Source organism: Kitasatospora sp. NPDC058492, from assembly GCF_042720685.1.
Lineage (GTDB): Bacteria > Actinomycetota > Actinomycetes > Streptomycetales > Streptomycetaceae > Kitasatospora.
Map to the genome: position 1 here is coordinate 45,971 of NZ_JBHXMU010000044.1, position 12,205 is coordinate 58,175.

A 12,205-nucleotide genomic window follows, 5' to 3' on the forward strand; every position below is an offset into this window, starting at 1 on the left:
TCGGCTTCCCGCCGCCGCCGGCACCGTTTCCGCCGGACTTGCCGTCGGACTTCTTACCCGACCCGGAATCGGCACCCGCACCACCCGGTTTTCCGCCGCCGGAACCTCCCGACGACCCCGAGGTCCCGCCGCCGCTCTTCTTTCCCGAATCGGACGACCCGAAGGGATTCCATCGCGACGACTTCTTGTCGGAATTCTTCCCCGTGGCCGATTCGCCGAATTCGTGCGCGGGCTGGATCTTCTTCTTTTTCTTGTCCGACTCGTCCGAATCCTTGGAATCCTTGCCCTTTTCCTTTCCGTCGCCGCGCAGCGAGGCGATTCCGGAATGAATTCCTCGCATGGTCGAGACGGCAATTCCGACGACGGCCGCCATGGTGAGCGCGACCAGCGATGCCGCGCCCTCCTGAGGCCGCACCTCACCTCCGGGATTCGCGAGGAAGGTGTCCGGAACGAATCCCGGCGCCGGCATCGTAGGGGCGGAATTCCCGGAAGTGGGAGCCGTGCTGCCCGCGCTCACGGGCGCGCCGGTCCCGACCGCCATCGCGGCCATTTCCGCGCGGGCGATGGGGCCGGCCCAGCGGTCATCGGCGGCCGGCCCGGTCGGCGGGTCGGACACGGCGGCTGGTGCCGGGTCGGCGGGCGCGGGTGTGGCCGGGCGATCCGGGCGCCCGAACCCGATCCGCGGGAATCGGATGATCCGTCCGCCGGCGTCGTCCTGGTCGGTCACGGCGCCTCCAATCAGTTGACAGAGCGTGATGTGGTGTGCCACCCTCGCGCGCGCGCGTCGCGCGCGCGCTTTGGGACCCCGCCCGGGGCGTCCCGGGCGGGGTGATGATGATGATGACGATCACTCGGAGTGATTCACGTAGAAGGTGTTGAGGAGCTTCGAAAGCTCCTCCCACACCGAGTCATCGCCGCGCTTCCCCCGCTTGTTGGCCACGGACCTGACCAGGTCCCATTGCACTTCGGCGCTTCGCTTCCACGTCTCGACCTTGTCCTGTCGGTCGTTCCAGAAGTCGGCCTTGTTCTGCTGCGACCGGGGGTCGGGCGGACTGGTCACTGCGCCTGCTGCTGCGGGAATTCGCGGTAGATGTTCCACTCACCGCCGCCGGCCGCCGGGATCTCCTGCGGCGGCGCCGTGGGCGGGGCCGGACTGAGGAACGTCCCGGAATTGAAGTTCAGCACGTGGGAGTTCGAGGCCTGGGCATTCGAAGCCTGCCCGCCCGAGAGCTGCGCCGGCTGCGCCTTCTTCTGGAGTTCCTTCTCCACCTTCTGTGCGCGCTTTATCGGGACCATCGTGACGTGGTTGTTGAACGCGCTGTAGAGAGCCTGGTTCCCCTTCGCGATCCGGCGCGACAACTTGCTCATCTTCCGGGCGTGACGGGAGACCCTCCACGCCCGCCACTGCGCGGAGAACCAGCCGTCGCCGTCGATGTGGAGCTGAGAGAGATGGGCGCTGATGCGGTCGGCGATCTGCTCGTAGTGCAGAGCATCCTTTCCGTGGATCTGGCGCTTGTCGTTGGTCAGCGATTTGAGACCGGCGTCGGAAAGGACGGCGTCCGGGGCGGCGTCGTCGTTCATGGTGGCCTTTCCTCATTTCTGATCGGGGCCGTTCGGGGCACTTCGATGGGGGGTTGTGCACGGTGGCCGGGCGGGCGGGGAGCCCGCCGGGCCACCGGAAGGGCGAGACATCGGCCGCGCGGCGTGCACGGCAGCACGGGAGACGCCTCGGCGGTGGTACTGCGGGGCCAGTGGCCCGAGCGCACAGAGCAACCGTAGTGGAAGTTACGTAACTTCTGCAAGGCGGCATTGCGGCCCGCCGCCCGTGACGGTCGGGGTTCCGCGAAGGAACCCCGACCGCCACGGCGGGAACTAGGCCGGCTGCATCGCGGCGGCGCGCTCCGCCAGGATCAGGTGGGCGCGCCCGAGGCGACCCTCCGCGACGTTCTGTGGCAGCCCGAACTTCTCGGCGACGTACGCGGCAGAGACGTCCTCGCCGAGCTCCTCGATCATGTCGGCGACGACCGACGCCCGCTCGATCAGGATCGGACGGGCGCGGTCGCGACGGTCCTGGGCGGTGGCGTGCGGCAACCCGAGCTTCTCCTCGATGTAACTGATCGTGACGAGCGCCTCGCCGAACTTCTCGATCATGTCGGCGACGATCAACGCCTGCCGCTCGGCCGGCGTACGACGGGCGGCATCGTTGGCTACGGACGCGGCCTCAAGAGCCTCGGCCATCTCCCTCTCCAGTCGAGCGGCGTTGGCCGCCGCCTCGGCCGCGAGCGCCTTCTCCTGGGCCGCCAAACGCTCGGCCTCGGCCGCGGTGACGGCCGCCTGAGCGCGGGTTACGGACGCGGCCTCAAGGGCTACGGCCGCCTGCTGCTCGTCGATGGCCCTCTTACGGTTGGCCTCCGCAGCAGCGGCGGCGGCCTCGCTCTGCTGCTTGCGCAGCCGGGCGAGCTCGGCGTCGTGAGCGGCTGTTGCCTGGGCCGCCGCGGCGGCCTGCTCCTGCTCCCTACGGGCGTTCTCCAGCTCGGCGAGGCGCTTGTCCTGGGCCGCCTGCTCCTCCAGTTGCTCCCGCTCGATCCGGGCCTTGACCTCGGCATCTCCGGCCTTACGGCGGATCTCGGCAGCATCGGCCTCGGCCTGCGCCTGCACCTTCGCGGCCTCGGCGCGAGCTTCGGCGAGCACCCGCTCGTTCGCGGCCGTAGCCTGCGCCTCCTGGGCCTGTAGCTCCAACTCGTGCTGTCGTACGACCGCCTCGGCCGCCGTACGGGCCGCCTCGGCCGCCCTCGTGCGCTCCGCCTCGGCGAGCAGCCGCTCGGCGTCGGCACGCGCCTTGGCCGCGTCGATCTTGGCCTGTCGCCGGACCGCGGCGAGGTCCGCCTCGGCGGCCTCCTCCTTCAACCGTAGGGCGAGCGCCCGCTCCCGTACCCCGGTCTCGTGCTCCCGTAGAGCGTCCGCCGCAGCGGCGTCCGCCGGCACGGCGAGACCCTCCTCGATCGTCAGCCCGAGGCGGGCCAGCATCAGCGGCATCAGCGCGTCCGTAGGAGCGAGCTTCCGCCACTTCTTCCCGTAACGCTGAGTAAGGAGATGGCGGTACACCTCCCGCTCCTTGAACAGCTCCAGCGCACGCTCATAGGACGTGATCTCCCAGAGCAGCATCAGCCGGACAACCCGAGCAGTGGTGATCGGATCCATGAACCACCGCGACAGGCGGGCACCTTCCATCCGCGGACGCTGGTGGATCGCGTCGAGCTGCGCCGCGTACACGTGGGCGGCGATCTCCGAGAAGATGACCCAGAGGGCGGCGAGGACGGCGTGCCCGATCCGGCTGCCGGTGTTCCCGGCCGCGTCCCAGTTCAGCCAGATCGTGGCGTAGGCGCCGGCCCTCGGCACCCATTTGACCCACCATGCCGGGCGGTCGACGCGGATCAAGATCAAGTTGATCAGCGAGAAACCGAGGATGCTCAGGTCCAGGCCGACCGGGAGCATCCACGGGTGCGCCCACTCCCAGCCGCCCTGACTCGTCGGCAGCTTCGCCTTCAGTTCCAGCGCACTGTAAGAGGAGGCCAGGCCGATCCCGGACACGCCGATCACCACGACGACGGCGAGCACGGCGAGGACCCAGTCGGCCGCCGTGAACCGCAGGGGATCCCGCGCCTGTTGGGTGTCCGGCCCGGCCTGGGCGGGGGCGTAGACGGAATCGGCCGGGGGGGTCGCGGGCACCGCCTCGCCGGCCTCAGTAAGGGTCGTCACAGTCACGGGTTCTGCTCCTGGTCTGGGGACGCTCGGCGTCCGAATGTTTGATCGATCTCGGGTAATGATCTCTGCCCGATCCGGAAGGCCGACAACCGGTCCCCCGCGGCGCAACAGTGACGCCCCGCGAATGCGGGGTGGCCCCGGGGACACCGGAGCCACCCCGACCGGGCGGTCAGCGCTCACTTGCCCCCGCCGGTGGACGGCGCGGGAGGGTCGGCCGGCTTCGAATCCGGCTTCTCGCCGGTCCCGTTGGCGAACGCGGCGCAGATAGAGGGGTCAGCCACGGCCGCCCCCCGAGGTGCCGGAGCCGCCGGGGCTGCTCGAACCCTGCTGCGGCGACTGACCGCCGGTCAGCCACGCGGAATTGCTCGCGGTGGACCCTCCGAGCGGGCCCGACATGTGCTGCTCCACCTTGCGGACCAGCGCGTCAGCGGCGGCCGTCTCGGCGCTCACTGCTCGACGCCGATCATCTCGGCCAGCGCCGCGAGCCGGACGTCGAGCGTCTCCATGCGGGCCGCGATGTCTCGCTCGACCGCCTCCGGGTCGCGCTGGTAGCGCTCGGCGTAAGCCTCGGCCTCGGCCTGGTCGATCGCGACGGCGAGGATCACGTCGGGGCAGTCGCCCTCCTCGACGTCCTCCGGCTGCATGCAGTCGCAGGTGCCGTCGTAGTGGCGGGCGGCGGCGCCGTCCGCACGCGGGACGGTGATCTCGCCGGCGAGGATCGCCCGTACCGCCGCCTTCACCCGCTCGGCCTCGACGGCGTCGCGCTCCGGCCAGCAGGCGACGTCGGCGGCGGTGATGTCGTAATCGGCGTACTGGGCGGTCACGGCCCTGTCGGCGACGGGGCCGGAAGCGGGCTTCGAGTCGGTGTAGACACTGCCCTCGCCGGCCTCGAACTGGTCGAGCTCCTCCGGGCTGAGCATCGGGCCCGGGTACACCGGGTCGTCGTTCTCGACCGTCGCGGCGAGGTGGGAGTCGATCCGCTCGCCGCCGAGCACGCGGTACAGCCACAGCAGCGCGGGCGACGGCGCGACCGCGCCGAGCTCGTTGATCCTGCTGCACGCCCGGTTGTTGGCGTCGATCGCGTGGTCCACCATCACGGCCGCCGACTCGGCGGGCCGGTGCAGGTGCAGCCGCTCGGCGGCGACGCTCACCGCGCCGGCGCCGAGCCCGGCCGCGACGGTGGCGGCCTCGGCGGCCCGCAGGCCGGCGAGCCGCAGCGCGCGGTGCTTGAAGTGGGGGGTGTAGATCGAGGGGAGGTTCGCGGTGGTCACAGCTCAGCACTCCTGTGCGAGACGGGACGGGGGGATGGTGGTGGCCGCTGCACTTTCCACTTCCGCGCAGTTCGCGGGGCGGATGGCTCGGACGGCCGGACGATCAGGGAGCAGCTCGGCGGAGTACGCCCGGCCGGCGCGGCGGTGGCCCGCGAGGGCCGCGTCGAACTCGGCGGGGCTACTCGTCCAGGCGGAGCGCATCGCGGCGCACAGCGCGTCGAGCTGGTCGTCGTCGAGAAGCACGTCGCCCGCGGGGAACCCGGAGGAGGCGAGAACCTCGGCGGTGCGGGCTACGGAGACGTGGCGGCGGTGGCGGGTGGCGAGCGTCAGCTCGCCCATCACGCCTTCTCCGGCGCGAGCGTCCCGTCGGCGCGCTGGTAGCGGTACCGGTAGCCGCTGCGGAAGGGGCTGTGGGCCTGCACGCCGCGCAGCTCGGACGCCGACCACGTCGGGTCGTCCGGCTCACCGGCGGTGCGGTCGAGCTCGGCGAACTCCGCCGCACGGGCAGCGGCCCGGCCGAGACGCTTCTCGACGGCGGCGGCGCGACGCTCTCGGGCGGCCTCCACCCGCTCGTTCTGTGCGATCCGCTCGGCCTCGATCCGGCCGGCCTCCGACAGCAGCCGGTAGCGGGCCGCCTCACTGTGGACGATCGACTCCGCCTCGGACACCGCGAGCTCCAGCTCGCCGCCGGCGGCGTACTCGGTGTAGTCCGGGTTCACGTCGAGGATCGCGGTCGCCGCCCGGTCGAGGTAGACCTCGCGGGCCTCGCCGTCACGCTGCTCCCAGAGCTCGGCGTCCACGCCGGTCAGGCCGGCGAGGTCGGCGGCGAGCTGCTGGTCGAGGTCCGCATCGGCGAGCCACTGCTCGGCGGGGACGGTAACGGTGGCCTTGGCGATGCGGTCGGCGAACGGGCGACCGGTGGTGGTCGAGTTCGAGCCGTTCCCCGGGGCGATTACGGTCCGCTTCATGGAAGCGGGCATGATGGTGCTCACGGTGATGCCTCCCTGGTACAAGCAGGTGAAGGTGCCGCCGAGCAGCGGGCCGACGGTAGGGTCGTCGAGCCCGCTGCACTGTTTCCCAGGTGCGTCGAGGGTAGGGTCCTCGCAAAACTCCCAGGTCAGACAGGCGACGGTGCATGACACCGCATCGCTACCGGGAGTTGCGTCCCGGTTGCTGGCGGCGACATGGATGAGCATGCATTGCGGCCCGAGGTCTTGTCAATGCTCCGGTGCAATGGGCTATGGTTGTGTCCTCACCGACCACAGGGAGCCTGTATGTCCAGTCAGGAAGGCCCGGGCGGAGCGACCTACAAGAGGATTGCCGACCACTACAGGCAGAAGATCCTCAGCGGCGAACTCCCCCCCGGCACCAAGCTGCCCACGCTGCGCGAAGTCATGGAGGAGTGGGGGGTCACCATGTCGACCGCTTCCGCGGCCATGGCTGAACTGCGCCGCGAGGGCCTGACGATCGCCCGGCCGCGCCACGGAACCGTGGTCGCCGAGCCGGGAAGCGCCAGCGTCGCCATCCGTGTCCGGACCTACGCCGCCACCGGCCGAGCGCTGGGCGCTAGGGAAGAGTCCCGAATTCTGGAGATCGGCACGACGGAGTCCGAAGAGGGCATTGCCCTCCGACTCGAAATCGACCCGGGCAGCCTGGTGCACGTGCGACAGCGACTCGTCAGCCGTGACGGCACCCCCGCGCACGTGACGAGCTCCTACTACCCGCCGTTCGTTGTGCAGGCCGCACCGGAGCTGACCGAGCCCGTTTCGACGGGTGGCTCCCGCGAGCTGGTCGCCGAACGGCTGGGCGTACCTCAGTGGCACTCGCTGCAAGAGCAGACCAGCCGAATCGCCACCGAGCAGGAGCGGGAACTCCTTGAGCTCACAGATCCGGCCGTCGTCACCCAGGTCATCCGCACCGTCTCCCTCAAGGATGGCCGTGTGATCGAGGTGGCCGTGAAGATCATCCCCGGGTCCACCGTCTTGAAGACGTCCGAGTCGCTGGCCACGGAGTAGCACCCTTCCGGGCCGGCACGGCACTACTGCCGCGCCGGCCCGGAAGGTCATCTGAGTACCTGCACTCAGGACCAACGCGATCTTCTGCGTGAAGATGGTTCGGCGTGTCGCAGGAAACGCACCGCCCCCGTTCTGGCAGTATGAGCATCGCTCATAGTTCATGAGGGAAGGCCACGGCATGAGCTCCAGTGCAGAGAGCTTCCGCGACACTGTCGCGAGCCTGCTCAACGCCACCGGCGAGACCCAAACGGTCCTCGCCGGAGCGTTGGGCATCACGCAGGGACAGGTGTCCCGGAAGCAGAACGGGTCGGCGGCGTACACGCTCGACGACGTCGATGCGATCAGCGCCCATTACGGCATCCCGGTACCGGAGTTGATGTGCGGACCGACCCACGCACTCAGCAAGCTGCCCCGGTCCCGGAGGGCTGCCCTCATCGGCGGCCGACAGCAGGTCTTGCACGTCGTCCCGGCCTGAGCTGGCCGAAGTCATATTCCCCAGAAACGACGAAAGCCCCCGCCGGGTTGCTCTCCGAGAGTTCGCACCTCTCGGACCGGCTTGGGCTTCCGTTGACCGTGTTCAAGGTCTGCTGCCCAGTGTACCCGGGGGCTCCCGAGTACACCGCGCCAGCAGGCCGGAAAGGCCGAATCCGTGCCACCGCAGCACCGGGACATGAACCCGGATGATTGCCGAAGTTGCCGCCAGGTGTTCGCGGCTCTCGAAGAACACCAGAAGCATGCTGCGGACCCCGAAACGCCGCTGACCGCGGAGGCCATCGGTCAGGCGGCCAGCCTCGGAAAGCGGGCCGTCCGTGTCCACCTCGCCCACCTCTGGGCGCACAACCGGATCGACGGCGACCGCCGCACCCCGCTGCGCGGCTCAACCGCCAGCGAGCCGGTTCTCCCCGGCGCGCTGGAATGGGCGGCGGCCGTGGTCGCCCCCGACCCGACCTGCGCAAAGTGCCTGATCGCGCTTGCCCACATCGGCTGGGAAGGGCAGGTCAAGACCGAGGATCTCGCCCGCGTGGCCGGCATCTCCCTCCGCAGCGTCGAGCGGCACCGCCCCCACCTGATCCGCGCCGATCTGGTCGCGTTCCGGCCGGTGACCGTCATCGACCCCGTCACGGGGCACGTCGAGCGGAAGGCGGACCGGTTCACGCTGCTGAGCCAGTTCACCGCGGCGCCGCTGGCCGGCGACGAAGAGCTCGCCAAGTTGCCGGAGCGGGCCGCGAGGGTCGTCGATCAGGTGCACTGGTTCAGCGGCGGCCCGGATGAGCGGGCCATCGCCGAGTCCTCCGTCCGCTGGTTCCTGCGCAACGGCTGGCCAGAGCACGCGTTGTTGAGGGCGCTCGACGCGACGCGCGACCGCCAGGCCTTCAACCCCGGCGGGTACCTCTCCAAGCTCCTGAAGCGGCTGCCGCCGCAGTACCTCCTGCCGGCCCGGGACGTTTACACCGGAAAGGGCTCGCCTCGGCAGGCGGAGTGCCCGGTGTGCAAGGCGCCGTTCAAGACGACGATCCCGGGTCACCCGCTGTGCGGCACCGGGGTCTGCCTCGAAGCCGCCGACATGGCGGCCCGGTCCATCCCCCCGCAGGGCGTACCGCGGGAACTCATCCCTGTCCGCGTCATCAAGTCGGCCTGAAAGGAGGCTAGTTCAGCATGAACGACAAGATCATTGACGCTCTGACCGAGCGCTTCACCATCCGGACCCGCGACATCGCCAAGACCCCGCAGGGCCGGTTCAACGCGCTGGCGCGCGAGGCGACGCCGAAGGGCGGGAAGCCGAACACGGCCCGGCTCGCCGAGCGTCTGGGCGTCTCCCGGCGACAGGTGCAGCGCTACTTGAAGCGCGAGGCCAAGATCGGCAACGCCAGCGCGGAGACGCTCAGGCGCCTTGAGGCCGAGGTCCGCAAGGATCATCAGCCGAGGATTTTCGCGCAGGCTCAGCAGCAGGCCGAGCGCGGCGGCCTGGGTGTGGAAGCCCGGGCGTCGTTCGGGTTTTCCACCAGCCAGGCCGGCGGGACCGACGACGCTCGGCTGCGCCGGGTGGATGAGGAGATCCCGAGCCACCTGATCCCCGAGATCTTCGAGGCGATGCGCGTGGGCGATGAGGACCGCCTCCGGGAGCTGGTTGCCGACGGTGTCGCCGAGGCGAAGTTCCGTGTGCCCGGCGGCGGTGCCGCGGGCCTCGACGTTGAGTTCACCGATATCGACTACATCAAGTTTTGGACGCCGTGATGACCTCTCAGACCTCTTTCACTGCTCCTCTTGTTGTGCTGGAAGCTGTCGGCGGTGCGCTGGTGGCGCACCGGCCGGACGTTCAGATCGTCACCCTGCCGGCCGAGGTCGTGGATCTGGCGACGGCCGCCGAGTGGGCGCTCTCCTACGGACTGGGTGCGCCGCGGTTGTCGCACTACGGCGAGGACTTCGGCCCGCTGCTGGTGGTGACCGCGTCGGCGGTGGAATTCTTCGGACTGCCGGAACAGCTCGCGGACCGCGAGGGCCTGCGACTGCCCGAGGACCACCCGGCGCGTATCGCGCTGACCGAGGCCGGGTGGGATATCGGCCGGGCCGGGCTGGCCGCGTGGACGTTCCTGTACCGGGAGCGGGTGGAGTGCCGGTTCGCCATGGTGCCCTGGGGCGCGTTCGACGCAAACATGCGGTGGGGTGGGATCGCGGACGGTGGCGACCCGGCCGCGCTGGCGTACGTCCTCGGGCAGTTCGCCGAGCGGCTGATCCCGCCGACCGGCTCGACCGCGGCGACCTCGTTGGAGCTGATGACCGCGGTCCGGCCGCCAAAGAAGCTTGACTTCTCGGGCGGGCGGATGCGGCGCGTGCCGCTGCCCGGCTCCCTGTCGGTGCCGACCAACCCGGCGCTCCCGGAGGCGCTCGACGAGCACCCGGTCGCGGCCGAGCGGACCCGCGAGCAGCGGCGCAACCCCCGGCACGTGGTGATGGAGGAGTCGCTCGCCTGGTACCGGGAGCCGACCGAGGAGGAGAGGAAGCTCCCTTACGTCGTCGGCGTCGATCTGTGCATGGCGTTCGCGTCGGCATCCAACCGCCTGCCGATCGGCCTCGGTGAGGCTGTGCACACGGACGGCCCGAAGTTCGACAAGCGGATCCCGGGCGCATGGCTGGTCGACTTCTCCGGCGTGCAGTTGCGCGCGCAGGACCCGGTGACGAAGGAATGGCGCCCGCTCCCGGACACCTTCCCGAGCCCGTTCACGCCGGACGGGCGCCCGCCGACCGGGCCGGCCTGGTACGAGACGCCCACGCTCGCGTACGCCGCCGAACTCGGTGTCGAGGTGAAGCCGATCGAGGCGTACCTGAGGGTGCAGCCGGTCGAGGACGGGTTGCCGGCGTACGGCGGGTACTTCGATCTCTGGTACGGGCGGCTGCAAACGGCCTACATGGCGACCCTCGCCGACCTCGGTATCACCCCGGACATGTCCGAGGCCGAGTTCGTCAAGGCAATGGCCGAGGCGAACAACCGCGACCCGGAGTCGGCGGCGCTGCTGCGGGCGATCAAGCAGGTCGCGAAGGGCGGCATCGGAAAGATGGCCGAGAAGCCGGTCGGCCGCCGGCGGGGGGAGCGCAATGCGCCGTGGCCGGCGCTGCGCCGCCCGACGTACTCGCCGCACGCCCGGTACACCGTGATCTCGGCGTCGCGTACCGGTGCGCACCGCAAGGCCGTCAAGACCTGGCTTGCCACCGGCGCCGTGCCGCTGGCGGTGCTGGCCGACTGCTGGATCTACGCCTCGACCGAGCCGACCGCGGTCGCCGTCGTGCCGCACAAGGCGGACGGCAGCCCATTGACGGGTGGCTGGCGTCTCGGCCCGAACCCGGGCTACGTCAAGGAGGAGGGGGTCCGCGACATGGCGTGGTACCTCGACATGCTCGACAAGGGCAAGGAGCTGGGCAAGGAGATCAACCCGGGCCGCTTCCTCAAGGTCGGCCGGGATGCCGTTCTCGACGGCGAGTGACGGCGGATCCGCACGGCAGTTGCGCGCTTACCACCCTCATCTACTGGAGAACTTCATGCCTAAGCGCTACATCGCCACGTTCGAAGAGCCACCGCCCGAGGCCAAGCACCGCACGCCGGACTACAGCCGGAATGGCTGGGAGTTCTGCGCGTACTCGGACCTGAATCCGGGCCCGATCGGGGTCGTGTCGGTCGCCGTGACCGAGGAGGAGACGGGCCGGGAGCAGACCGACGTGATCCTCACCGTGGACCCCACCGCGGGGTGCGGGGTGCGGGCTCGGGTCCACCACTCCCGGGTGGTGTGGGGCGAGGACCCCGAGATCCCGGAGGTCCACCCGGCCTACACCGACGCCGAGGGAGTCGGCGAAGTGCGGCTCAGCGTCTACGGGACGTGGGGGCGCCGGGGGCTGGCCGCGGCACTGCGGGAGGCCGCCGAGATGCTCGAAGGTGCCGAGCTGCGCCTCCCGCCGACGGTATAGCCGGTGACCGGCGACGACGGCACCGCCTGCACCACCGACCACTACTCGGTGCCCGCGCGGTGCACCCTGTCGGCCGGCCACCCCGGGCCCTGGCACCGAGCCTTCCACCCGGGGGACGGCCGCACCCTGCGGTGGTCGACGGCCGGCGGCGTCCACCACACCCAGGAGTGGGAGCCGGACGACGACCCCGGCGGCGCGGCGGATGCCGGGGAGTGGGTCACTTGGGACTACGTGGCGCCGCGGTCCGGGCCGGGGTCGACCGTCTCCGCCGACGACCTCGACCGGCGGGCCGCGTCTCTGGTGAGCTCGCACTTCCCCACCGGCCGTGTCCGGCCCGGGCCGGCCGGAGTTGAGTCCGAGTGCGGGTGCGGGACCTGGTACACCGGCCACCACAACGGCCACTTCGGCCGGGAGGTGTCCCTCCTCGCCCGCAGCTTCTTCGACCTCGGACTCCGTGAGGGCGCCGCGGCCGGCGGTCCGGCCCGCACCGTCTGACCGCCCACCCCGTGAACCCGCACGTCGTAGAGCCCGGCGCGTCCGGCGCCGGGCCGGCAAGGGTGGCGTCGTCCGCCTCCCGGACCGGTACGTCCTGCGGGGCTGACCGGGCCACCGTCAGGAAGCGGGGCGGCCTCAGTGCGCGAGCGCTGGAGCCGCCCCTATATAGGGGAGAAGAGGAGCCGCCGCGACGGGCGTACA

14 protein-coding genes and 1 pseudogene are annotated in these 12,205 nt (G+C 70.6%); 7 read left to right on the forward strand and 8 right to left on the reverse strand.

What is annotated here, in order from left to right; translation table 11 throughout:
- From ACFWPI_RS26355 to ACFWPI_RS26390, 8 genes and pseudogenes are all read right to left on the reverse strand, one after another.
- Positions 1-727, reverse strand: a pseudogene (locus tag ACFWPI_RS26355) (hypothetical protein); the annotation flags it as partial.
- 120 nt (positions 728-847) lie between these two features.
- Positions 848-1,060, reverse strand: coding sequence for a hypothetical protein (locus tag ACFWPI_RS26360; protein ID WP_380375247.1), 213 nt, complete (start codon positions 1,058-1,060; stop codon positions 848-850).
- Complete coding sequence (locus tag ACFWPI_RS26365; protein WP_380375248.1) at positions 1,057-1,581, reverse strand: hypothetical protein; 525 nt, start codon at positions 1,579-1,581, stop codon at positions 1,057-1,059. Before ACFWPI_RS26365 ends, ACFWPI_RS26360 begins: the two co-directional genes overlap by 4 nt.
- A gap of 291 nt (positions 1,582-1,872) precedes the next feature.
- Positions 1,873-3,765 carry a DUF2637 domain-containing protein gene (locus ACFWPI_RS26370; RefSeq protein ID WP_380375250.1) on the reverse strand — a complete coding sequence of 631 codons (1,893 nt, stop codon included), beginning with the start codon at positions 3,763-3,765 and terminating at the stop codon, positions 1,873-1,875.
- A gap of 273 nt (positions 3,766-4,038) precedes the next feature.
- Positions 4,039-4,215, reverse strand: a complete 177-nt coding sequence (locus ACFWPI_RS26375; protein ID WP_380375251.1) for a hypothetical protein — start codon at positions 4,213-4,215, stop codon at positions 4,039-4,041.
- The gene (locus ACFWPI_RS26380) at positions 4,212-5,036 is read right to left on the reverse strand and encodes a hypothetical protein (protein WP_380375252.1); all 825 of its coding nucleotides are present in this window, start codon (positions 5,034-5,036) and stop codon (positions 4,212-4,214) included. The genes ACFWPI_RS26375 and ACFWPI_RS26380 overlap by 4 nt, the downstream gene beginning before the upstream one ends.
- 3 nt (positions 5,037-5,039) lie before the next feature.
- Entirely contained in the window at positions 5,040-5,375 is a 336-nt protein-coding gene (locus tag ACFWPI_RS26385) for a hypothetical protein (protein ID WP_380375253.1), read from the reverse strand.
- The gene (locus tag ACFWPI_RS26390) at positions 5,375-6,004 is read right to left on the reverse strand and encodes a hypothetical protein (protein ID WP_380375255.1); all 630 of its coding nucleotides are present in this window, start codon (positions 6,002-6,004) and stop codon (positions 5,375-5,377) included. The genes ACFWPI_RS26385 and ACFWPI_RS26390 overlap by 1 nt, the downstream gene beginning before the upstream one ends.
- A gap of 306 nt (positions 6,005-6,310) precedes the next feature.
- Here ACFWPI_RS26390 and ACFWPI_RS26395 point away from each other — a divergent pair, with 306 nt between their 5' ends.
- The 7 genes from ACFWPI_RS26395 to ACFWPI_RS26425 all read left to right on the forward strand — a co-directional run bounded on the left by ACFWPI_RS26395 (position 6,311) and on the right by ACFWPI_RS26425 (position 12,004).
- A complete protein-coding gene (locus ACFWPI_RS26395) occupies positions 6,311-7,051 on the forward strand; it encodes a GntR family transcriptional regulator (RefSeq protein WP_380375256.1) in 741 nt (246 codons plus the stop codon).
- Between the two features lie 178 nt (positions 7,052-7,229).
- Positions 7,230-7,526, forward strand: coding sequence for a helix-turn-helix domain-containing protein (locus ACFWPI_RS26400; RefSeq protein ID WP_380375257.1), 297 nt, complete (start codon positions 7,230-7,232; stop codon positions 7,524-7,526).
- Positions 7,527-7,721: 195 nt separating this feature from the next.
- Entirely contained in the window at positions 7,722-8,690 is a 969-nt protein-coding gene (locus ACFWPI_RS26405; protein WP_380375258.1) for a hypothetical protein, read from the forward strand.
- Positions 8,691-8,707: 17 nt separating this feature from the next.
- Complete coding sequence (gene tpg, locus ACFWPI_RS26410; protein ID WP_380375259.1) at positions 8,708-9,286, forward strand: telomere-protecting terminal protein Tpg; 579 nt, start codon at positions 8,708-8,710, stop codon at positions 9,284-9,286.
- 35 nt (positions 9,287-9,321) lie between these two features.
- Positions 9,322-11,031: a transcriptional regulator gene (locus ACFWPI_RS26415; protein ID WP_380375261.1), complete on the forward strand. Its 1,710-nt coding sequence runs from the start codon at positions 9,322-9,324 to the stop codon at positions 11,029-11,031.
- Positions 11,032-11,086: 55 nt separating this feature from the next.
- Entirely contained in the window at positions 11,087-11,509 is a 423-nt protein-coding gene (locus tag ACFWPI_RS26420) for a hypothetical protein (RefSeq protein WP_380375262.1), read from the forward strand.
- 3 nt (positions 11,510-11,512) lie between these two features.
- Positions 11,513-12,004 (forward strand): hypothetical protein, encoded by a 492-nt coding sequence (locus tag ACFWPI_RS26425; RefSeq protein WP_380375264.1) that lies wholly within the window; start codon positions 11,513-11,515, stop codon positions 12,002-12,004.
- The last annotated feature ends 201 nt before the right edge of the window (positions 12,005-12,205 follow it).

What these genes read in the sequence shown, in the direction of transcription:
- ACFWPI_RS26365 (WP_380375248.1), bottom strand. Translation starts at nt 1,581, where the DNA reads ATGAACGACGACGCCGCCCCGGACGCCGTCCTTTCCGACGCCGGTCTC.
- ACFWPI_RS26385 (WP_380375253.1), bottom strand. Translation starts at nt 5,375, where the DNA reads ATGGGCGAGCTGACGCTCGCCACCCGCCACCGCCGCCACGTCTCCGTA.
- ACFWPI_RS26395 (WP_380375256.1), top strand. Translation starts at nt 6,311, where the DNA reads ATGTCCAGTCAGGAAGGCCCGGGCGGAGCGACCTACAAGAGGATTGCC.
- ACFWPI_RS26400 (WP_380375257.1), top strand. Translation starts at nt 7,230, where the DNA reads ATGAGCTCCAGTGCAGAGAGCTTCCGCGACACTGTCGCGAGCCTGCTC.
- ACFWPI_RS26405 (WP_380375258.1), top strand. Translation starts at nt 7,722, where the DNA reads ATGAACCCGGATGATTGCCGAAGTTGCCGCCAGGTGTTCGCGGCTCTC.
- ACFWPI_RS26420 (WP_380375262.1), top strand. Translation starts at nt 11,087, where the DNA reads ATGCCTAAGCGCTACATCGCCACGTTCGAAGAGCCACCGCCCGAGGCC.
- tpg (WP_380375259.1), top strand. Translation starts at nt 8,708, where the DNA reads ATGAACGACAAGATCATTGACGCTCTGACCGAGCGCTTCACCATCCGG.
- ACFWPI_RS26390 (WP_380375255.1), bottom strand. Translation starts at nt 6,004, where the DNA reads ATGAAGCGGACCGTAATCGCCCCGGGGAACGGCTCGAACTCGACCACC.